The organism is Rhizobium sp. SAFR-030 (assembly GCF_059415005.1).
Genome location: NZ_JBPFDO010000006.1, coordinates 242,112 through 262,238 on the forward strand (window position 1 = coordinate 242,112; position 20,127 = coordinate 262,238).

Here is a 20,127-nt window from a genome sequence, read left to right on the forward strand (position 1 = left end):
CGACCGAATGGCACCTCCCATCCTCAAGCTCGACGACATCAGGCTGAGCTTCGGCGGCGCGCCGCTGCTCGACGGCGCCAATCTGCAGGTGGAGCCGGGCGACCGCATCTGCCTCGTTGGCCGCAACGGCTCCGGCAAGTCAACGCTGATGAAGATTGCCGCGGGCCTCGTCGAATCCCAGTCCGGCGAGGTGTTCCGCCATCCGTCGGCGACCATCCGCTATCTGGAGCAGGCACCCGACTTCGGCAGCTATCAGACCGTCCAGGCCTATGCCGAGGCGGGCCTTGGCCCCGGCGACGACGCCTACCGTGTTACCTATCTGCTCGACCATCTGGGCCTGACCGGCCAGGAAGATCCGAACCGGCTGTCGGGCGGCGAAGCCCGGCGCGCGGCGCTAGCCCGCGTGATGGCGCCGGAACCCGACATCCTGATGCTCGACGAGCCGACCAACCATCTCGACCTGCCGACGATCGAATGGCTGGAAAGCGAGCTGCAGAAGAGCCGCAGCGCCCTGGTGCTGATCTCCCATGACCGTCGCTTCCTGGAAAAGGTCTCGACTGCCACCGTCTGGCTCGATCGCGGAACGGCGCGCCGGCTCGACCGCGGCTTCGGCTATTTCGAGGAATGGCGCGACAAGGTGCTGGAAGAGGAGGAGCTGGAGCAGCACAAGCTCGGCAAGCAGATCGAGCGCGAGGAGCACTGGCTGCGCTACGGCGTGACGGCCAGGCGTAAGCGCAACATGCGCCGGCTCGGCAACCTGCAGACGCTGCGCTCCAACTACCGTGGCCATCAGGGACCGCAGGGCACCATCCAGGCCTCGGCCTCAGAGGGCAAGGAAAGCGGCAAGCTGGTGATCGAGGCGGAGGCCATCACCAAGGCCTATGGCGACCGGACCATCGTCGCGCCGTTCTCCATCCGCGTGCATCGCGGCGACCGGATCGGTCTCGTCGGCCCCAATGGCGCCGGCAAGACGACGCTGCTGAAGATGCTGACGGGCCAACTGGAGCCCGACAGCGGCATCATCAAGCTTGGCACCAATCTCGAGATCGCAACGCTCGACCAGAAGCGCGAGGATCTCGATCTTAACGACACGCTGGCGCACTACCTGACCGACGGACGCGGCGAGAGCCTGCTGGTGAACGGCGAGCAGCGCCACGTGGCCGGCTACATGAAAGACTTCCTGTTCCAGCCGGAGCAGATGCGCACGCCGATCAAGAACCTGTCGGGCGGCGAGCGCGCCCGCCTGATGCTGGCGCGGATCATGGCCCGGCCGTCGAACCTGCTCATCCTCGACGAGCCGACCAACGACCTCGACATCGAAACGCTGGACCTGCTGCAGGAAATCGTCGCCGGCTTCAACGGCACCGTCATCCTCGTCAGCCACGACCGCGATTTCCTCGACCGCACCGTCACCTCGACCATCGCGCCGGCAAATCCCGAGGCGCCGGACGGCCGCTGGATCGAATATGCCGGCGGCTACACGGACATGATGGCGCAGCGCAAGGGCGCGCTCGACGAGAAGCGCCGGGTGGAGCGGGCGAAGGCAGATACCGCCAGCGCCGCGGCACCTGCATCCGATACGCCGAAGTCGAAGGTGAAGCTCTCCTACAAGCAGAAATTCGCGCTCGAAAGCCTTCCCAAGGAGATGGAGAAGGTGCAGGCAGATATTGATCAGCGCGAGGCGAAGATGGCTGATGCCAGCCTGTTCACCAAGGACCCGGCAGCCTTCAACCGCCTGGCCGCGGAGCTCGAAAAGCTGCGCGCAAAACTGACGGCGATGGAGGAAGAGTGGCTGGAACTGGAGATGCTGCGCGAGGAGCTCGAAGGCTAACCTAACAGTTTGTTATACTTAACAAAGAGTTAGTGCTAATAAATCTGGCCCCGTGCCGGAACATTTCCCGAAATGGCACGTTCGGTCGACACTTGGTACAGAGATTGTTCAGGTGCGTGTTCAACAGAGGGATGTCCCATGTCGGCAAATGTAGTGCGTCGTCGGCTGGAAGATGCAGCCATGAAACAACGGGTCATGATCGTCGAGGACGAATTTCTCATCGCTCTCGACGTCGCCGACACAGTGGAAAGCATGGGGTTGACGGTGAGCGGCTTTGCCAGCGGCCGGATGCATGCCCTGTCGCTTGCTCCAAATGCGGATATTGCCCTCGTCGACGTCAACCTGTCTGACGGCCCGACCGGCCCGTCGATCGGCCGCGAGCTTGCCGAACGTTTCGGCGTGACGGTGATCTTCATGACCGCCAATCCGGAACAGCTCGAGGGGCACCCGAACGGCTCTCTCGGCGTCCTCACCAAGCCGGTCATGCCGCACTCGATCGAGGAGACGCTCGATTACGCTCTCGCCAATCGTCTTGGCGGCATCGCCGCAGTGCCGCGCGACCTGCAGATCTTCCGGCACGTCCACCACTTGCAGCCGCACTGACACCCGAGGCGGTGCTTGCCAAGCGCCCGCCATCCGGCTACATCTCCGCCTGCTCTAACGGGGTGCCATATCCATGGCTGAGAGGCTTTTGCCAACCCGCGGAACCTGATCCGGTTAACACCGGCGGAGGGATTAGACGGCTCGATCTTCAGCGCCTATTCCCCGTTTTGAAAAGAACAAGGAGGCGCTGATGCGCGGATCCCAGATCATTGCCATGGCATTGCTTGCAGCTCTCGGCCTTTCGGCTCCGGCCACTGCCGCCGAGAAGAAGACGCTGACCGTTTACACCTATGAAAGCTTCATCTCCGAGTGGGGTCCCGGCCCGAAGGTCAAGCAGGCCTTCGAGAAGACCTGCGACTGCACGGTCAACTTCGTCGGTGTCGCCGACGGCGTGGCGCTGCTGACCCGGCTGAAGCTCGAAGGCACCACCTCCACCGCCGACGTCGCGCTGGGGCTGGATACCAACCTCATTGCCGAAGCCAAGCAGACCGGCCTCTTCGAGGCGCACGGCATCGATACCTCTGCTGCGAAGGTTCCGGGCGGCTTTGCCGATGAGGTCTTCGTGCCCTATGACTACGGTCACTTCGCCATCGTCTACGATACAGAGACGATTAAGAACCCCCCGCGCAGCCTGAAGGACCTCGTCGAGGGCGACCCGAACCAGAAGATCGTCATCGAGGATCCGCGCACGTCGACGCCGGGCCTCGGCCTGCTTCTCTGGATCCGCTCCATCTATGGCGACGAGGCCCCGGCCGCCTGGGCCAAGCTGAAGAACCGCATCCTCACCGTGACGCCGGGCTGGTCGGAAGCCTATGGCCTGTTCACCAAGGGCGAGGCACCGATGGTGTTCTCCTACGTCACCTCGCCGGCCTATCACATGGTCGAGGAAAACACCGATCGCTACCAGGCCGCCGCCTTCGACGAGGGGCACTACATCCAGGTCGAAGTCTCGGGGATCCTCACATCCTCGCAGAACAAGGATCTTGCCCGGTCCTTCCTCGCCTTCACCCTGTCGCCGGACTTCCAGGCGATCATCCCGACCACCAACTGGATGATGCCGGCCGCTGCCACGGATGAAGCACTGCCGGAAGCGTTCGGGAGGCTCGTGCAGCCGCAGAAGACGCTGATGATGAGCCCCAACGAGGTGGCCGCCAACCGCCAGGCGTGGATCCGCGAATGGCTGTCCGCGATGAGCATGAAGTAGGCCGATGCTGACGGCGGGGGAGCGAGGCCGGGGACTTGCCGCAGGCGCGGCGAGCTTTGCTACGGTCGCGGTCTTCATCCTGGCGCCCAGCATCGCCCTGGTTTCCGCTTCGCCGGCAATGCCCGGGCGCGCCATCTTCGACAGCTACACGCTGAGCCTGCTGCGCTTTACCGTGCTGCAGGCGGTGCTCTCCACACTTCTCTCCGTTGGCCTGGCGATCCCCGTCGTGCTGGCGCTCGGCCGCCGGCCGGCGTTTCCCGGCCGCATCTGGATCCTCCGGCTGATGGCCGTGCCCATGGGATTGCCGGTACTGATCGGCGCGCTCGGCCTGATCGGCATCTTCGGACGCCAGGGCCTGCTGAACCGCATGCTGGCGCTACTCGGGCTCGAACAGCCGATCGGCATCTACGGGTTGGGCGGCATCCTGCTTGCGCATGTCTTCTTCAACCTGCCGCTTGCCTGCCGGCTGATGCTGGCCGGCCTTGAGCGCTTGCCGACGGAAACCTGGCGTCTTTCGGCCAGTCTCGGCATGGGCTCCTGGTCGACCTTTCGCTTCATCGAAGCGCCTGCCCTCACCCGTACCCTGCCCGGAGCCGCAGGCCTCATCTTCATGCTCTGCGCCACGAGCTTTACGCTGGTGCTGGTGCTGGGCGGCGGCCCGGCGGCAACGACGCTGGAAGTGGCGATCTACCAGGCGCTGCGCTTCGATTTCGATCCACCGCGGGCTGTCGCGCTGTCGCTGCTGCAGATTGCGCTGACCGCCTGCGTTCTGATTGCCATCAGCCGTCTTCCTGCAGCCGACGTGACGGGCGGCGGAGAGGGGCGCGCGCCACAGCGCTTTGATGGCAAAGGGCTCGGCAGCCGGGTCTGGGACGGGCTGGCGATCCTGCTTGCCACGGTCTTCCTGATCCTGCCGCTGTCGGCGATCGTAACTGCTGGCCTGAAGGCCGATCTCTGGCGACTGCTGACCATGCCGTCCTTCCGCCAGGCGGCCGTGACCAGTCTGGCCATTGCTCTGGCGGCCGGGACCTTGGCCATCCTTGTGGCCTCCGGCATCGTGCTTGCTCGCGCCGCGATCGTCGACAGGCGCAAGCCTGCCCGGTTTCAGGCGCTGTTCTCGGGGGTTCTTGCCGGCCTCTCCTCGCTGGTTCTCCTGGTGCCGCCGGTGGTGCTCGGAACCGGCTGGTTCCTGCTGGTGCGGCCTTACACCGATGTTGCGCGTGTCGCTCCGGCGCTGATCGTCGCCATCAACATGCTGATGGCACTGCCCTTCGTCGTGCGCATCCTGGAGCCGGCCTACCAGACACATGCCAGATGCACCGATCGGCTGGCGGCAAGTCTGGGGATCTCAGGCGCTGCGCGCTGGCGGCTGGTCGACTGGCCGGTGCTGCGCCGGCCACTTCTGATGGCGCTGTCCTTTGCCATGGCGCTGTCGCTCGGCGATCTCGGCGCCGTGGCGCTGTTCGGATCGCAGGACCTGACGACGCTGCCATGGCTGGTCTACAGCCGCATGGGCAGCTACCGCACCAATGACGCCGATGGCCTTGCCCTCATTCTCGGCGTCGTTTGCCTCGCATTGACGGCACTGGGGACGGCCGGCGCCGCAGACAACAACCGACGGTCGGACATCGCAACCGGCGATCAGGATCGTGAGGACGGCAGATGAGTGAAATACCAGCCGTCGAACTGAAAGACGTGAGGCTGCGGCTCGGCACTGCATCGTTTCACTTCGACTGCGCATTTCCGGCAGGCGAAATCACCGCCATCACCGGCGCATCCGGATCCGGCAAGTCGACGCTTCTCAACCTCGTCGCCGGCTTCCAGACGCCGGATGAGGGCCGCGTGCTGATCGGTGGAGAGGAGATGACGAGCCGGCATCCGGGCGAACGGCCGCTTTCCGTCATCTTCCAGGACAACAATCTCTTCGCCCATCTCGACGTCTATGCGAATGTTGGCCTCGGCGTCCATCCGGGCCTGCGGCTCGACGAGGCGGGCAGACGCAGGGTCTCCTCGGCGCTCGAGCGTGTCGGACTTGCCGGATACGAGAGGCGGCGGCCGGGAACGCTGTCCGGCGGTGAGCGCCAGAGGGTGGCGTTTGCCCGGGCGCTGGTCCGGCATCGACCGCTGCTTCTGCTCGACGAACCGTTCGCGGCGCTCGATCCGGCGCTGCGCCGGTCGATGGCCGAACTCCTGCTCGATCTTCACCGCGAGACGCAGATGACGGTGCTCGTGGTGACGCACGACGTGGAGGAAGTGAAGCGGCTCGCCGACAGCGTCATCTACATCGCCGACGGCACTATCCGCTTCCAGGCGCCGAAGGACGTGTTTATGCTGCACAGCGAAGATCCGGGAATCGCCAGATTCGTCGGCTCTTCATAAAGCCTCAACCACTCCGCCACATTTTAGACTTGGGTCAGTGCCATGCCGCGATGCGAAATAGGCGGGACGATTGCTTGCAGCCACACATGTTCTACTTAAATGGGGAACGAGGCAATTCGGCGAGCCAATCAGCCATCCGTAGTGACGGTCAGGAGACAGCGGCGGGAAGGCAGATGCCGCGACATGCCGGATGGCGAGCGTGAAAGAATGACGTTTCCAAGCAGACGGATCGATATCGCAGGAAGTGGCCAAACCGGCCACAAAGCAGCTTCGGCCGGCACCCGGCTCAGGGGCGCCCGCATGCGCACGCTCATATCCCTGCTGATCGCAGCGACGGCGCTGTCCAGCTGCCAGTCGGTGCTGGAGCAGACCTACAAGCCAGACGTCAAGCCTTCATCGACCCCGCAGATCGTCGATCAGGTGCAGAAGAACGATCCGCGTGCGCAAATGGGTGCGCGCGAGCATCCGCGCATCGTTGCAAGCTACGGCGGAGAATATCATGACGCAAAGACCGAGAGGCTGGTCGCCCGCATTGCAGGTGCTCTGACCGCCGTCTCCGAAAATCCCACGCAGTCGTTCCGTATCACCATTCTCAACTCGCCGGCGATCAACGCGTTTGCGCTGCCGGGCGGCTATCTCTACGTCACACGCGGATTGCTGGCGCTGGCCAACGACGCCTCCGAAGTGGCGGCCGTCCTGTCGCACGAGATGGGCCACGTCACCGCCAACCACGGCATCGAGCGCCAGAAGCGCGAGGAAGCGGAAGTCATCGCCAGCCGCGTGGTCGCCGAGGTGCTGTCCAGCGATCTCGCCGGCAAGCAGGCACTGGCACGCGGCAAGCTGAGGCTCGCCGCCTTCTCCCGCCAGCAGGAGCTGCAGGCAGACGTGATCGGCGTGCGCATGCTCGGCGAGGCCGGCTACGACCCCTATTCCGCGGCGCGCTTCCTTGACTCGATGGCCGCCTATGCCCGCTATTCGGCCGTCGACCCCGACAACGACCAGAGCCTCGACTTCCTGTCGAGCCATCCGAATGCGCCGCAGCGCGTCGAGCTTGCCCGCCAGCACGCGCGCGCTTTCGGCCAGGAAGGCACCTTCGGCGATCGCGGCCGCGACTATTATCTGACCGGGATCGACGGACTTCTCTATGGCGACAGCCCGGAAGAAGGCTATGTGCGCAACGAGACCTTCTTGCATGCAGGGCTCGGCATCCGCTTCGACGTGCCGGAAGGCTTCCGCATCGACAACAAGGCCGAAGCCGTGCTGGCGACCGGGCCGGACGAGACGGCGATCCGCTTTGACGGCGTCAAGGCTGAAACCGAGCAGAGCCTCACCAACTACCTGACGAGCGGCTGGGTTGCCGGCCTTCTGCCGGAAACGGTGCGCGAGACGACGGTGAACGGCCTGCAGGCGGCCACTGCTAGGGCATCGGCCGAGCGCTGGGATTTCGATGTGACGGTGATCCGGCAGGACAAGCAGATCTTCCGCTTCCTGACTGCGGTGCCAAAGGGCAACCAGTCGCTGGAGACGACCGCCAACATTTTGCGCAACACCTTCCGCAGCATGACGCCGCAGGAAATCGCCCAGCTGAAGCCGCTGCGCGTGCGCGTGGTGACGGTTGCGCCGGGCGACAACCTGACCACCATGTCGGCGAGGATGATGGGGACCGACCGCAAGGTCGACCTGTTCAGACTGATCAATGCGCTGCCATCAGGGGCGGCATTGTCGCCCGGCCAGCGCGTCAAGATCATTTCCGAATAAGAAGCCTGCCCGGGCCACCGGGCTAGGCAGGTGCTGCAACGAGTTTCGGCAGCGAGTTTCGGCGGCCAGTCCGGCCGCCGGTACGGGTGCCTGCTCAGCAGACCATTGCCATCTGCGGGTTGATGGTGACCAGCGCCGATTTCAGCTTCTCGATCGCCCGGCTTTCGATCTGGCGCACGCGTTCCTTGGAAATGCCGAGTTCCGCGCCGAGAGCCTCGAGCGTCGCGCCGTCGTCGGTCAGCCGGCGGGCGTGGATGATCTTCTTCTCGCGCTCGTTGAGCTTGGTAAGTGCGCCCTGCAGCCACTTGACCCGGCGCTCGCCGTCGATCATCCCGGAAACCTGCTCGTCCGGCAGCGGCTCTCCGCTTTCCAGCATGTCGAGCCGTTCGACGCTGTCGGTATCACCGGCAATCGATGGCGCCTGGAGAGAGGCGTCATTGCCGGACAGTCGCGCGTCCATGGTCTGCACGTCAGCGACGCTGACGCCCAGTGCCGTGGCGATCTCCTCGTGGATCTCGCGGGCGCCGAGATTGCTGTCGCCACGCGACAGCTTGGCACGCAGGCGGCGAAGATTGAAGAACAGCGCCTTCTGGGCCGAACTGGTACCACCGCGGACGATCGACCAGTTGCGCAGGATGTAATCCTGCATGGAAGCCCGGATCCACCAGCTTGCATAGGTAGAAAAACGCACGTCGCGGGCTGGCTCGAACCTTGCCGCCGCCTCCAGCAGCCCTACATAACCCTCTTGTACGAGGTCGCTCATCGGCAGGCCGAAGCCGCGGAACTTGGAAGCCATGGCGATCACGAGACGCATATGCGCCAGAGCGATCTGGTTGCGCGCATCCTGGTCCTGGTCATCCTTCCAGCGGACAGCCAGGTCGCGCTCCTCCTCACGCGCAAGATAAGGTGCCGACATGGCAATCTTGATCATCGTGCGGTCTGCGGACATGGCATTCATCGCGCTCTCTCCATGAGACTGTGTGACCCGGCAAAAGCCTTCGTCCGATGCTGCTCCTGTTGAACTCTTGGACAGAGACAGCAGGTACGACACGAGATAAGCAGGCTTTTGGCTCCCCTTCATTCTGCATGGGGCGCCGGCTTCACGCATGCGTCCCCTTGATAGTCCGGCACCACGAAAGCTCCTGAGGCACCTCAGACTGTCTCGCCGCACCGGCGGATCAACGCGCGGCAGGAGCAAAAGTTCCCACAAAAAAACCCGGCCTGAGCCGGGTTCTTTGAATTGAAACAGGAAAGCAGCAGCTTATGCGGCTTCCTCGTGGGATTCTTCTTCGTCGAGGACCTTGTTGCGCTTGGGACCCTTGGCAAGGTTGGTTTCGACCAGACGAACCGCTTCCGTATCGGACATCTTGTTGACTGCCGCGATTTCGCGCGCCATGCGATCGAGAGCCGCTTCGTACAGCTGGCGCTCAGAATAGGACTGCTCCGGCTGGTTTTCAGCACGATACAGATCGCGCACCACTTCGGCGATGGAGATCAGATCGCCCGAATTGATCTTCGCGTCGTATTCCTGAGCGCGGCGCGACCACATCGTCCGCTTGACGCGCGCCTTGCCCTGGACAACCTTCAATGCACGCTCGACGAAATCAGTCTCGGACAGCTTGCGCATACCAATGCTGACCGCCTTGGCGACCGGCACCTTCAGGCGCATCTTGTCCTTTTCGAAATCAATCACGAACAGCTCGAGCTTCATTCCAGCCACTTCCTGTTCCTCGATCGCCGTGATAGTGCCTACGCCATGCGCGGGATATACGATCGATTCGCCGGTCTTGAAGCCGTGGCGTGCTGAAGATTTTTTCTGCTGGGTCGTCATTCGTTTAACAAACTCCCTGTTACGCACTCGGCAATCCATGTGCCGGGGCCGGGTCAGTCAGGCCCGGATGAGACGGGGGAACCGTCAGGTGACTCCATACTGGTCCGACCAAACGCGCGCGAAAACAACATCCATCGCGATCAGCGACGACAAGATCCAAAAATTGGCTTTGTCACGGGAACCGCGCAGGATGCTCTGGTGCTTTCGTGATGTTTTTGGGCACGCGAATGCCGCTTTGTGGAACAGTTTCTATTGTCTACCACAAAAATAGGCAGAAATCAATGATTTGCTTTCGCAGATGCTCAGATGCAACGATCGAATCGCTGCCTAATCGACAAGCAGCGACGTAGCGAAGCCTGCACCGGTCAGTCGCCCTTGCCGGGCTCCGTCGAAAAATACTGCTCGAACTTGTTGCTGACGCCGTCCATTTCCTTGGCTTCCGGCAGGGCATCACGCTTGACGGTGATGTTCGGCCAGACCTGGGCGTAATCGGCATTGACCTTCAGCCACTTGTCCAGACCCGGTTCGGTATCCGGCTTGATCGCCTCTGCCGGACATTCGGGCTCGCAGACGCCACAGTCGATGCACTCGTCCGGATGGATGACCAGGAAGTTCTCGCCTTCGTAGAAGCAGTCGACCGGGCATACTTCGACGCAGTCGGTATATTTGCAGCGGATGCAATTGTCGGTCACGACATACGTCATGAGGCACTCCAGAATGTCACGAATTTGCGGCAGGCTGTCGGACGAATGATTGGCAGACACGCCAAATCCAGCCGATCGAGCAGCCGACAAGTCCGGCGTTGCGACAGTGAGGTAATGCGTTTGCCCCTGGTTCGCAAGGACAAACCTTTCTAAATCCGGCGGCCTGCTAGATGGTTTTCCTAGTGACCCTCATCACCGGGATCTGGAAGCAGCCGATCCGTCAGCCGCCGTTCCCGCTTTGTCGGCCGACCCGCACCGGGCTGGCGCAGCGCCTGCTCGAAAGCAGTGAGCTTTTTTGCTTCCTCTGCCGGCGGCGTCAGATCGTCGTAGAGCAACCGGGCTTCCTCGTACGGGCCCCGCCTCTCACCGGCAGCCTTGACCTGCAGCACGAGGTCTCGCCTGTCCAGGGAAAGGTTGATCCGATCGCCCGCCTTCAGCTGAAAGCTGGGCTGCGACACGAGGACGCCATTCACCCGCACATTGTTCGAGTGAATGAACGCCTGGGCAAGCGATCGGGATTTGACCATGCGGGCAAAGAACAGCCATTTGTCGAGGCGCTGACGCGCAACTCCGGGCGGCACTTGTTCCGTCATCAGCCTACTTCTTCATTTGCTCCTTGAGAGCAGCCAGCTTGGCGAACGGTGAATCCGGATCGATCGGCTTTTCCTTGCGCGGCGGACGAGCCTCGAAGCGAGCCGGCTGCGCAGTCTTCTGCCGATCGTTGCGATCGTTCCTGTCGTTACGGTCGCCGCGTGGCGGACGATCGCCCTTGCCGTCGGGCCGGCGGTCGCCGCGCGGCTTGCCGCCGTTGCGATTGCCACCATCCCGCTGACCGCCTTCACGCTGGCCACCCTCGGCACCACGTGCTGCGTGTTCGGTACGCTCTCCGCCGCCGCGACGATCATCGCGTCGACCTTCGCCCGGTGCGCGGTTGGCAGCCGCCCGGCGTTCTCCCTGCGGACGACCACCGCGCTGGTTTTCGCTACGTCCGCCACCCGGACGCCACAGCAGAACCGGCTTGGGTTCTTCTTCGGCGACAGGCTCGGACGCCGGTGCCGGTTCGGCATCGGTCGTCTCGGCCGCAGGAACGGCCTCGACGTCTGCTGCAGCTGCGGCGGCTTGATCAGCGGCCGGCGCTTCGGCTGGAGCTTCAGGCTCCGCGCCAGCGACGGCTTCGACCTGCGGTTCGGAGGCAGCATCTTCCGCGGCGGTTTCGGCGACCGCTTCCGGCGCCTGAGCCTCGTCGGTCGCAACATCCGCACTGTCAGCATCGTCAGCTTCGGAGGCCGGCGCCGTTTCTGCCGAGGCTTCTGCCGCGGGGGCAGCGCTTGCGGCGCTTGCCGACTGGCCGGCGAGGAAGGCCTGCGCCTCTTCCGGCTTTACCGCATCGGCGCGGTAGCCGAGACCTTTGAGAATTTCCTCCATGTCGTCCGGCGTCGCGCCGAGAATGGAGAGCATGGCGGTCGTCGTGGTGAAGCGTCGCCCATCATAGGCGCCTTCCGGACGCTGGCCGTTGCCCGGCTTCCACTGCAGGAGCGGCCGGATGAGATCGGCGAGACGTTCGAGGATATCGACGCGCACGGCACGCTTGCCGAGGAAGCGGAAGCCGGCGAGCTTGTAGAAGTTGCGCTCGAAGGTCGGATCGGTGACCACCGAGGTCCGGCCGGCTGCCAGCGCCGGGATGAGATCGCCATAGCCCGGCTTGTCGAGACCGTCGTTCTTCAGCGCCCAGAGCAGCGTGATCAGTTCGGCCGGGGCCGGCTTCAGCAGCGCCGGCATGAAGATATGGTAGGCGCCGAAGCGGATGCCGTAGCGGCGCATCGAGGCGCGCGCATCCTGATCAAGCGTCTTGACGTCGTCGGCAACGTCGCGCCGGAAGAGGACACCGAGATTTTCGACGAGCTGGAACGCGAGCCCCTTGGCAAGCCCCTGCAGGTCTTCGGCACGCGACAGATCGTCGAGCGGCTTCAGGACCGTGGCGATGTGATGATTGACGAAGCGCTCGAGGCGAGCAGCCACGTGATCGCGGGCATTGCCGGTCAACTGCTCGTCGGCGAGCAGGATGAGACGCGGATGCATGATGTGATCGCCGGCCGCGAGCTTTGCCACCGGATCACCGAGCCAGCGGACGAAACCGTCCGAGCCGACGGCGATGTCGCTATTGCCGCAAGCATAGAGCCGCGCAGCGCGAGCCTCGAACTCCAGCGACAGGGCCTTCTGGGCAGCCGTCTGCACAGCCTTGGCATCCGGCCCTTCGGCACCGGAAACAGGCGTAAACCGGAAACCGGCTAGTTGACCGACGTGGTGTCCCTCGACGAAGACATCCCCATTCACACTGATTTCAGCTTCCAGCATCGCATTCTCTCTCAGGCGCTTCATGAGCACAGATGTCCTGCGATCAACAAAGCGTTTCGTCAACCTTTCATGTAGCGCGTCCGACAACCTGTCTTCGATTTCCCGTGTCTTTTCTTGCCAGTGTGTCGGATGCGCCAACCAACCCGGACGGTTGGAGACATAAGTCCATGTTCTGATCTGGGCGATGCGGGCGGACAGCGTATCGATCTCGCCGTCGGTCCGATCGGCCCGCTGCACCTGCGTCGCCATGAAGTCTTCGTTCACCGCGCCTAGCCGCACAAGATCGGAAAATATCGTCGAAATCAGGTCGGCATGCTGTGCCGGCGTGATGCGCCGGTAATCGGGAAGCGCGCAGGCTTCCCACAGCTTCTCGACATTCTCGGGCGTCGTCGCGGCATCGATGATCTCGGGATAGCGCGACAGATAGTCGAGCGCCTGGCTGTCCGTCGCCGGCAAGGCGCGGGTCAGGCCGTGGACGGTCGGCGTCGCATCGAGGCTGGCACGCAGGTCGCGGATGGAGGAAAAGTTGAGCGCCTTGGAGCGCCACTGCAAGACCTTCACCTGGTCAAAGTGGTGGCTCTGGATGCGCTCCACCAGGTCTTCGTCGAACGGCGCTACCTGGCCAGTCACCCCGAACGTGCCATCCCGCAGGTGGCGGCCGGCGCGGCCAGCAATCTGGCCCATTTCGCCGGCATTGAGATTGCGGAACTGGTATCCGTCGAACTTTCGATCCTGGGCAAAGGCGACGTGATCGACATCGAGGTTGAGGCCCATGCCGATTGCATCGGTCGCCACCAGATACTCGACGTCGCCGGCCTGGTAGAGACCGACCTGGGCATTTCGAGTGCGAGGCGACAGCGCACCGAGGACCACCGCCGCCCCGCCGCGCTGACGGCGGATCAGTTCGGCGATCGCATAGACCTCGTCGGCCGAAAAGGCGACGATGGCGGTGCGCTGCGGCAGGCGGGTGATCTTTTTCTGCCCCGCATAGAAGAGGGTGGACAGGCGGGGGCGCTCGACGACGGTGATGCCGGGCAGCAGACGCTCAAGGATCGGCCGCATGGTGCCGGCGCCGAGAAGCAGGGTCTCTTCCCGTCCGCGCAGATGCAGGATCCGGTCGGTGAAGATGTGCCCCCGCTCAAGATCGCCAGCGAGCTGAACCTCGTCGATGGCGACGAACGCCGCCTTCGTCTCGCGCGGCATGGCCTCGACGGTACAGACCGAAAACCGTGCCAGATGCGGGGTGATCTTTTCTTCGCCGGTGATCAGCGCGACGTTGTGGTGCCCGACCTTCTCGACCAGCCGGCCATAGACCTCGCGCGCCAGGAGACGCAGCGGCAGGCCGATCACGCCGGATCCGTGAGCAACCATGCGCTCGATGGCATAATGGGTCTTGCCGGTATTGGTCGGGCCGAGAACCGCGGTAACGCCGCGGCCACTCAAGATCATGGGCTGGGAATTCAAAAGCTCTGTCCGCACATCGTCTGAAGCCGCCGCGACGATGCGGCTGACACCTCACACATGGCGTTTCGAACCGGCGATGGCAAGCCGCAAGGGCTCAGGAGTGACGGCGGCAACGGAAATCCTGCCAGTTTTCTCGATGCGTGCACGTTCGGAACAGCGGGCGAACAAAGCACGGACGAATCGCTGACTCTCCTGAGTCACCCTTTGTTCCGCGCGGCTACTATGCAGGAACCGGAAGCAAGCCGACTAGGCCTCACTGGGGCAGGCAGTTTCGTTGTGCCATCTACAGTGATTTTGTGGCGTCACATAAATCGGACATCGGCTTGGAACAAAATCGCAGTGGTCACGTTTTCGCCGCACAAACCAACGTGTTGGAGAAGTTCGAATGCTCGGGACCATTTTGCTGATCATTGTCATTCTGCTCTTGATCGGCGCCCTGCCGAACTGGGGTCATAGCCGCAGCTGGGGTTATGGCCCGTCGGGCGGTCTCGGTCTCGTCGTCCTCATACTGATCATTCTGCTCCTGATGGGCAGAATCTAAAGTTTGCAAAACTCGATTATAACAGGGAAGGAAAGCCTCACATGAAAAAGATCCTCGCCGTTGCAGCCATGGTTGGCATGCTCGCATCGTGCACCTCGACCGAAAGAGGCACGGCCATCGGTGCCGGCACGGGTGCCGTCGTCGGCGGTGCCGTGACCAACAGCTGGGGTGGTGCAGCAGTAGGCGCCGTTGCCGGCGGCCTGGTTGGCGCCGCTGTCGGCGAGTCGCAGAAGCGTCAGGGCTATTGCGTCTACCGCGATCGCTACGGCCGCAACTACGAAGCTCGTTGCCGCTAAGCGATAACGCTGTCTAGAAAAGAGACCGGTGTGCCCCCGCATGCCGGTCTCTTTTTGTCTTCTGCCTGGAGATCCGCGCACGAGGACGCCTAGTGGATCAGGTAAAATACTGGCCGCCATTGGCGCTGATCGTCGAGCCGGTGATGAAACCGGCGTCGTCGGAAACCAGGAATACGACGCAGCGTGCGATCTCTTCCGGTCTTCCAAGCCTGCCGACCGGGATCTGCGGCAGGATCCGCTCGTTCATTACCTTCTCGGGTACCGCCAGCACCATTTCTGTTGCCGTATAGCCGGGGCAGACGGCATTGACGGTGATGTTCTTCGCCGCCCCTTCGAGCGCCAGCGACCGGGTAAAGCCGAGATCTCCTGCCTTGGCCGCCGAATAATTGACCTGCCCCATCTGGCCCTTCTGTCCGTTGATCGAGGAAATGTTGACGATGCGTCCGAAGCCCCGCTCGCGCATGCCTGGCCAGACCGGATGCGTCATGTTGAAGAGGCCGCTGAGATTGGTGGCGATCACCGCGTTCCAATCATCTGGCGTCATCTTGTGGAACATCGTGTCGCGGACGATGCCGGCGTTGTTGACGAGGATCTCTACCGGACCGATCTGCGCCTCGACCTCGCCGATCCCCGTGACGCAGGCCTCGTAGGACGACACGTCCCACCTGAAGACGGGGATGCCGGTCTCCTCCTGGAAGGCGAGTGCCCGCTGCTCGTTGCCGGCATAATTGGCCGCGACGCTGTAGCCCGCCGCCTTCAGCGCCTTCGAGATTGCCGCTCCGATACCGCGCGTGCCACCGGATATCAACGCCACTCTGGTCATGCAGCATCTCCCCCTTGCGGTTGCGACGCGCGACCCGTGCCGCGCGGTCGTCTCGATCCGGCAGCCGGTCCGGCTACAGCGCTTCCAGGCACATGGCGACACCCATGCCGCCGCCGATGCAGAGCGTTGCCAGCCCCTTGCGGGCGCCGCGCCGCTTCATTTCGAACAGCAGCGTGTTGAGCACCCGCGCACCCGATGCACCGATCGGATGGCCGATGGCGATCGCCCCGCCGTTGACGTTGACGATCGACGGATCCCAGCCCATGTCCTTGTTGACGGCACAGGCCTGTGCGGCGAAGGCTTCGTTGGCTTCCACCAGATCGAGATCGGCGGCCGACCAGCCGGCCTTTTCCAGCGCCTTGCGCGAAGCCGGGATTGGCCCGGTGCCCATGATCTGCGGATCGACGCCGGCAGTCGCCCAGGACACGATGCGCGCCATCGGCGAAATCCCGCGACGGACGGCCTCTTCCTCGGTCATCATCACCGTGGCCGCCGCACCGTCATTGATGCCGGAGGCGTTGGCCGCCGTCACGGTGCCATCCTTGTCGAAGGCCGGGCGCAATTTCGTCATGCTGTCGAGCGTCACGCCGGCGCGGATATATTCGTCGGCGTCGACGGTTACGTCTCCCTTGCGGCCCTTGATGACGAACGGCACGATCTCGTCCTGAAAACGGCCGGCCTTCTGCGCGGCTTCCGCCTTGTTCTGCGAGGCGACGGCAAACTGGTCCTGCTCGTCGCGCGAGAGCTGCCACTGGCGGGCGATGTTTTCGGCGGTGATGCCCATGTGATAGCCGTAGAAGGCGTCGGTCAGGCCGTCCTTGATCATCGTGTCGATCAGCTTCATGTCGCCCATCTTGGTGCCGCCGCGCAGATGCGCGCAGTGCGGGGCCATGGACATCGATTCCTGACCACCGGCGACGATGATCTTTGCATCGCCGAGCGCGATCTGCTGCATTCCGAGTGCCACAGCCCGCAGGCCGGAGCCGCACAGCTGGTTGACGCCCCAGGCCGTCGTCTCCTGCGGCACGCCGGCCTTCATCGCCGCCTGGCGGGCCGGGTTCTGGCCCTCGCCTGCCGGCAGCACCTGACCGAGGATGACCTCGTCGACATCCGCCGCCTCGACACCTGCACGCTCCAGAGCCGCCTTGATGGCCACAGCCCCCAGTTCGTGCGCTGCAACATTGGCGAAGGCTCCGTTGAAGGATCCGACTGCCGTGCGGGCCGCCGAGGCGATGACGATGGATGGCTGGCTCATGGCTGTCTCCTCAAGATGCTTTGTTTTGTTTGGACGCGAGACTGGCAAAGCTTTCGACGCAAGTCAAAGGGTCTGACGGAGGGGTGCAGGCGGGATGCCTGCGCAAGCGCACGATCGACAGGCCGCAAGGCCGTCTCGCATCGCACAAATGGATTGTCAGTTTCTAATTTTTAAGCGTAAGGTTGCCGTGGGAGAAATACCGAAAATACCATATTGGCGGGATCAGGAGGCAATTATGGCAAAGACGGATGGTGAGGTTGTCATTAAAAAATATGCCAACCGCCGCCTCTACAATACGGGCACCAGCACCTATGTGACGCTGGAAGACCTGGCGCAGATGGTCAAGAAGGGCCAGGAGTTCAAGGTACAGGACGCCAAGAGCGGTGACGACATCACCCACTCGGTCCTCACGCAGATCATATTCGAGCAGGAATCGAAGACCGGCAACACGCTGCTGCCCATCTCGTTCCTGCGGCAGCTGATTTCCTATTACGGCGATCAGATGCAGATGGTCGTGCCGACCTTCCTCGAGCATTCGATGAAGACATTCGCCGACCAGCAGGCGCAGATGCGCGAGCAGATGACCCGTGCCTTCGGCGAGACGCCGCTGACCAAGAACCTGCAGGCGCCGATGCAATTGATGGAGGAGCAGGTCCGTCGCAACACCGAACTGTTCCGCCAGGCGATGCAGATGTTCACGCCGTTCAACGGTAATGGGACGGCCGAGACGTCGAAGAAGGCACCGGATGCCCGCGATCTAGACGAGCTCAAGGAGCAGCTGCGGACGCTGCAGACCCGGCTCGACAGCCTCGGAACCTAGATAAGGCGCGAGGGCCTGGGTTGGAGCGGCCGCAGGCTGCACGACCCCGGCCGCGCGGCATCTCGGCCATCAATGGCGCAGGCCAAGCGTCGGGACGCTAAAGCGGGTGCCTCAAAGAAAATCCGGACAACAAAAAAGGCCGGGCGATGCCGGCCTTTCCGCTCGCAAATCCCCGAATGAGGATTATGCGCTTTCCTTCGGCGTCAGAACCTGACGGCCGCGGTACATGCCGGTCTTCAGGTCGATGTGGTGCGGACGACGCAGTTCACCGGAGTTCTTGTCTTCGATGTAGGTCGGCGTCTTGAGCGCGTCAGCGGAGCGGCGCATACCGCGCTTCGACGGGCTCGTTTTTCTCTTCGGTACAGCCATTTTCGTTACTCCAAATTGTCAGGCAGGAGATGTTCGGCGGCCGTGATGGGCCGAGCTTCACATCTCTCGATCTCGGAATTTGCCGGGCTTATACATGGCGTGGCGGCGATTGACCAGTCCCTGCCGGGATTTTTTGCGCGATCGCCGGTCGGAAACGCTCGGCAACTCAGACGGCCTCTGCATGCCCCCCGGTAATGCCTTTCCGGCAGCGGCAGGATCTCGCGCAACGGCTCATGTGGTCGGACACACAGAAGCCCGGAGGCGGATACCCGTACCCAGGGTACCCCAGGCACTTCAGCCGCTTCCGGCCCGAGGATCAAGCCTCGTCGGCGGGAACCACCCATGTCTCGGCAAGTGCCGCATCCCGCCAGGCCACCCATGCCGGATGCGCCTGCACCGCCTGGATATAGTCAATGGTTTCGGCGTCGAGATCGAAATCGTAGACGTCCAGACGGTTGACCACCGGCGCGAACATGGCGTCGGCGGCCGAGAAGGCGCCGAACAGGAACGGCCCCCCGGAGCGCATGCGCATGGTCTTCCAGATCTCGGTGATCCGCGCCACGTCGGCCAGCACGCCATCGGCAAGCTCGATCTTGCCCTTCTGCCGTCGCATGTTCATCGGGCAGGCGCCGCGCAGGGCCCGGAAGCCCGACAGCATTTCCATCGAGATCGACCGAGCCATGGCGCGGTCTGCCGGGTCGAGCGGCCAGATGCCCGCTTCTGGGTAGAGCTCTGCCACATACTCGATGATGGCGAGCGATTCCCAGACATGCAGACTGCCATGCTGCAGCACCGGCACCTTGCCGGTTGGCGAGAACTCCCGGAAGCGCGGATTGCTGGCATTGTCGTCGAAGGGGATCAGCACTTCGTCGAAGGGGATACCTGCCGCCTTCATGGCAATCCACGGCCGGAACGACCATGACGAATAGTTCTTGTTGGCGATGTAGAGGACCAGACCGTCCATGATGTTCTCCCGCAAAGGTGCCCGCGATGCCAATCTAGGCGGACGTCGGCGAATCCACTAACGAGATTTGCTGCTGTCACTCATAAAGACATCTGATGTATTCGCCCGAGCCCCGCGCGCGCCGCTCGACGACCGAGGCGAGACGCTGCAGGCCGCGGCCCGGCTTGCCGGCGACACGGGTGATCGGATTGGGCAGTGATACGGCCAGAAGCGCCGCCTGACGACGGCTGAGCTTTTCTGCCGGCACCCGGAAGTGATGATGGGCCGCCGCTTCGATGCCGTAGATGCCAGGACCCCATTCGGCGACATTGAGGTAGATTTCCATGACCCGCCGCTTCGACCAGACGAGGTCCGCCCACATGGCGAGCGGCACTTCCATGCCCTTGCGCAGGAAGGAGCGGCCGTTCCACAAAAACAGGTTCTTGACCGTCTGCATGGGGATTGTGCTGGCGCCGCGCGTCGGCTCGCCGTCGATGGCATCCTGCATGACGCCGCGCATCTGCACCCAGTCGACACCGTCATGGGCGCAGAACTGACCGTCCTCGGACATCATCACCGACTGCACGAGGACCGGCGAGATGGTGTCGAAGGGCACCCATCGCCGGTCGTAGCCGTTCAGCGTCGCGAGCTCGCTGACCATCAGCGTCGAAACCGGGTGAATGAAGGGGAGCGCGTAGACGAGCACCAGCCCGTAGGGCAACAGCAGCAGCGCGAGGATGACGACGGCTGCCCGCCTCAACCATCCGGATAGGGGAAGGCCACGGCGCGTTGCCGGCAAGGGCTCCTCCTCTTCGGATTGCCGCTCGGGTGTAACGTCCAACATTCCCACTCGTTTTCGTAGATCCCTGCCGGATATAGACGCAGCCACAGGCGAAAGCCAGCCTGCGGCGGCGCCTCCCCCCGCTTTTCAGCAAAACCCGTTGCCAGCCC

19 protein-coding genes and 1 riboswitch are annotated in these 20,127 nt (G+C 63.3%); of the genes, 9 read left to right on the forward strand and 10 right to left on the reverse strand.

Annotated elements, in window-relative coordinates:
* The first annotated feature begins 7 nt into the window (after window positions 1-7).
* The 6 genes from ACR65N_RS19260 (at window position 8) to ACR65N_RS19285 (ending at window position 7,775) form a co-directional block, all read left to right on the forward strand.
* Window positions 8-1,831: an ABC-F family ATP-binding cassette domain-containing protein gene (locus ACR65N_RS19260; protein WP_440458303.1), complete on the forward strand. Its 1,824-nt coding sequence runs from the start codon at window positions 8-10 to the stop codon at window positions 1,829-1,831.
* Between the two features lie 138 nt (window positions 1,832-1,969).
* Window positions 1,970-2,434 (forward strand): response regulator, encoded by a 465-nt coding sequence (locus ACR65N_RS19265; protein ID WP_440458304.1) that lies wholly within the window; start codon window positions 1,970-1,972, stop codon window positions 2,432-2,434.
* A gap of 48 nt (window positions 2,435-2,482) precedes the next feature.
* Window positions 2,483-2,583, forward strand: a riboswitch (TPP riboswitch).
* A 65-nt stretch (window positions 2,584-2,648) separates the two neighbouring features.
* Window positions 2,649-3,638 (forward strand): thiamine ABC transporter substrate binding subunit, encoded by a 990-nt coding sequence (gene thiB / locus ACR65N_RS19270; protein ID WP_440458390.1) that lies wholly within the window; start codon window positions 2,649-2,651, stop codon window positions 3,636-3,638.
* A gap of 4 nt (window positions 3,639-3,642) precedes the next feature.
* Window positions 3,643-5,304, forward strand: coding sequence for a thiamine/thiamine pyrophosphate ABC transporter permease (gene thiP, locus ACR65N_RS19275; RefSeq protein ID WP_440458305.1), 1,662 nt, complete (start codon window positions 3,643-3,645; stop codon window positions 5,302-5,304).
* Window positions 5,301-6,017 (forward strand): thiamine ABC transporter ATP-binding protein, encoded by a 717-nt coding sequence (locus ACR65N_RS19280; protein ID WP_440458306.1) that lies wholly within the window; start codon window positions 5,301-5,303, stop codon window positions 6,015-6,017. The genes thiP and ACR65N_RS19280 overlap by 4 nt, the downstream gene beginning before the upstream one ends.
* A gap of 300 nt (window positions 6,018-6,317) precedes the next feature.
* Window positions 6,318-7,775: a M48 family metalloprotease gene (locus ACR65N_RS19285; protein ID WP_440458307.1), complete on the forward strand. Its 1,458-nt coding sequence runs from the start codon at window positions 6,318-6,320 to the stop codon at window positions 7,773-7,775.
* 94 nt (window positions 7,776-7,869) lie between these two features.
* Here ACR65N_RS19285 and ACR65N_RS19290 read toward each other — a convergent pair whose 3' ends face one another.
* The 5 genes from ACR65N_RS19290 to ACR65N_RS19310 form a co-directional block, all read right to left on the reverse strand.
* Window positions 7,870-8,733 carry an RNA polymerase factor sigma-32 gene (locus ACR65N_RS19290; protein WP_430307663.1) on the reverse strand — a complete coding sequence of 288 codons (864 nt, stop codon included), beginning with the start codon at window positions 8,731-8,733 and terminating at the stop codon, window positions 7,870-7,872.
* 303 nt (window positions 8,734-9,036) lie between these two features.
* Window positions 9,037-9,606: a CarD family transcriptional regulator gene (locus tag ACR65N_RS19295; protein WP_430307763.1), complete on the reverse strand. Its 570-nt coding sequence runs from the start codon at window positions 9,604-9,606 to the stop codon at window positions 9,037-9,039.
* Window positions 9,607-9,971: 365 nt separating this feature from the next.
* Entirely contained in the window at window positions 9,972-10,310 is a 339-nt protein-coding gene (gene fdxA, locus ACR65N_RS19300; RefSeq protein WP_430307664.1) for a ferredoxin FdxA, read from the reverse strand.
* A gap of 179 nt (window positions 10,311-10,489) precedes the next feature.
* Window positions 10,490-10,903, reverse strand: coding sequence for an RNA-binding S4 domain-containing protein (locus tag ACR65N_RS19305; RefSeq protein ID WP_440458308.1), 414 nt, complete (start codon window positions 10,901-10,903; stop codon window positions 10,490-10,492).
* Window positions 10,904-10,907: 4 nt separating this feature from the next.
* On the reverse strand, window positions 10,908-14,114 hold the full coding sequence (locus tag ACR65N_RS19310) for a helicase-related protein (protein ID WP_440458309.1): 3,207 nt from the start codon (window positions 14,112-14,114) through the stop codon (window positions 10,908-10,910).
* A 400-nt stretch (window positions 14,115-14,514) separates the two neighbouring features.
* On the opposite strand from ACR65N_RS19310, the gene ACR65N_RS19315 reads away from it, so the two are divergent.
* Window positions 14,515-14,670, forward strand: a complete 156-nt coding sequence (locus ACR65N_RS19315) for a DUF3309 family protein (protein ID WP_430307667.1) — start codon at window positions 14,515-14,517, stop codon at window positions 14,668-14,670.
* 41 nt (window positions 14,671-14,711) lie between these two features.
* A complete protein-coding gene (locus tag ACR65N_RS19320) occupies window positions 14,712-14,966 on the forward strand; it encodes a YMGG-like glycine zipper-containing protein (RefSeq protein WP_430307668.1) in 255 nt (84 codons plus the stop codon).
* A 97-nt stretch (window positions 14,967-15,063) separates the two neighbouring features.
* Here ACR65N_RS19320 and ACR65N_RS19325 read toward each other — a convergent pair whose 3' ends face one another.
* Together ACR65N_RS19325 and ACR65N_RS19330 are read right to left on the reverse strand one after the other, a co-directional pair.
* Window positions 15,064-15,789, reverse strand: coding sequence for a beta-ketoacyl-ACP reductase (locus ACR65N_RS19325; RefSeq protein ID WP_440458310.1), 726 nt, complete (start codon window positions 15,787-15,789; stop codon window positions 15,064-15,066).
* 73 nt (window positions 15,790-15,862) lie between these two features.
* Complete coding sequence (locus ACR65N_RS19330; protein WP_430307670.1) at window positions 15,863-17,044, reverse strand: acetyl-CoA C-acetyltransferase; 1,182 nt, start codon at window positions 17,042-17,044, stop codon at window positions 15,863-15,865.
* 235 nt (window positions 17,045-17,279) lie between these two features.
* On the opposite strand from ACR65N_RS19330, the gene phaR reads away from it, so the two are divergent.
* Window positions 17,280-17,864 carry a polyhydroxyalkanoate synthesis repressor PhaR gene (phaR, locus tag ACR65N_RS19335; RefSeq protein ID WP_430307671.1) on the forward strand — a complete coding sequence of 195 codons (585 nt, stop codon included), beginning with the start codon at window positions 17,280-17,282 and terminating at the stop codon, window positions 17,862-17,864.
* 183 nt (window positions 17,865-18,047) lie between these two features.
* Here the strand turns inward: phaR and rpmF are convergent, their stop codons facing one another.
* The 3 genes from rpmF to mtgA all read right to left on the reverse strand — a co-directional run bounded on the left by rpmF (window position 18,048) and on the right by mtgA (window position 20,065).
* The gene (gene rpmF, locus ACR65N_RS19340; RefSeq protein WP_025425225.1) at window positions 18,048-18,233 is read right to left on the reverse strand and encodes a 50S ribosomal protein L32; all 186 of its coding nucleotides are present in this window, start codon (window positions 18,231-18,233) and stop codon (window positions 18,048-18,050) included.
* 316 nt (window positions 18,234-18,549) lie between these two features.
* Window positions 18,550-19,197, reverse strand: a complete 648-nt coding sequence (locus ACR65N_RS19345) for a glutathione S-transferase family protein (protein WP_440458311.1) — start codon at window positions 19,195-19,197, stop codon at window positions 18,550-18,552.
* 76 nt (window positions 19,198-19,273) lie between these two features.
* Window positions 19,274-20,065 carry a monofunctional biosynthetic peptidoglycan transglycosylase gene (gene mtgA, locus ACR65N_RS19350; protein ID WP_440458312.1) on the reverse strand — a complete coding sequence of 264 codons (792 nt, stop codon included), beginning with the start codon at window positions 20,063-20,065 and terminating at the stop codon, window positions 19,274-19,276.
* Window positions 20,066-20,127 lie beyond the last annotated feature (62 nt).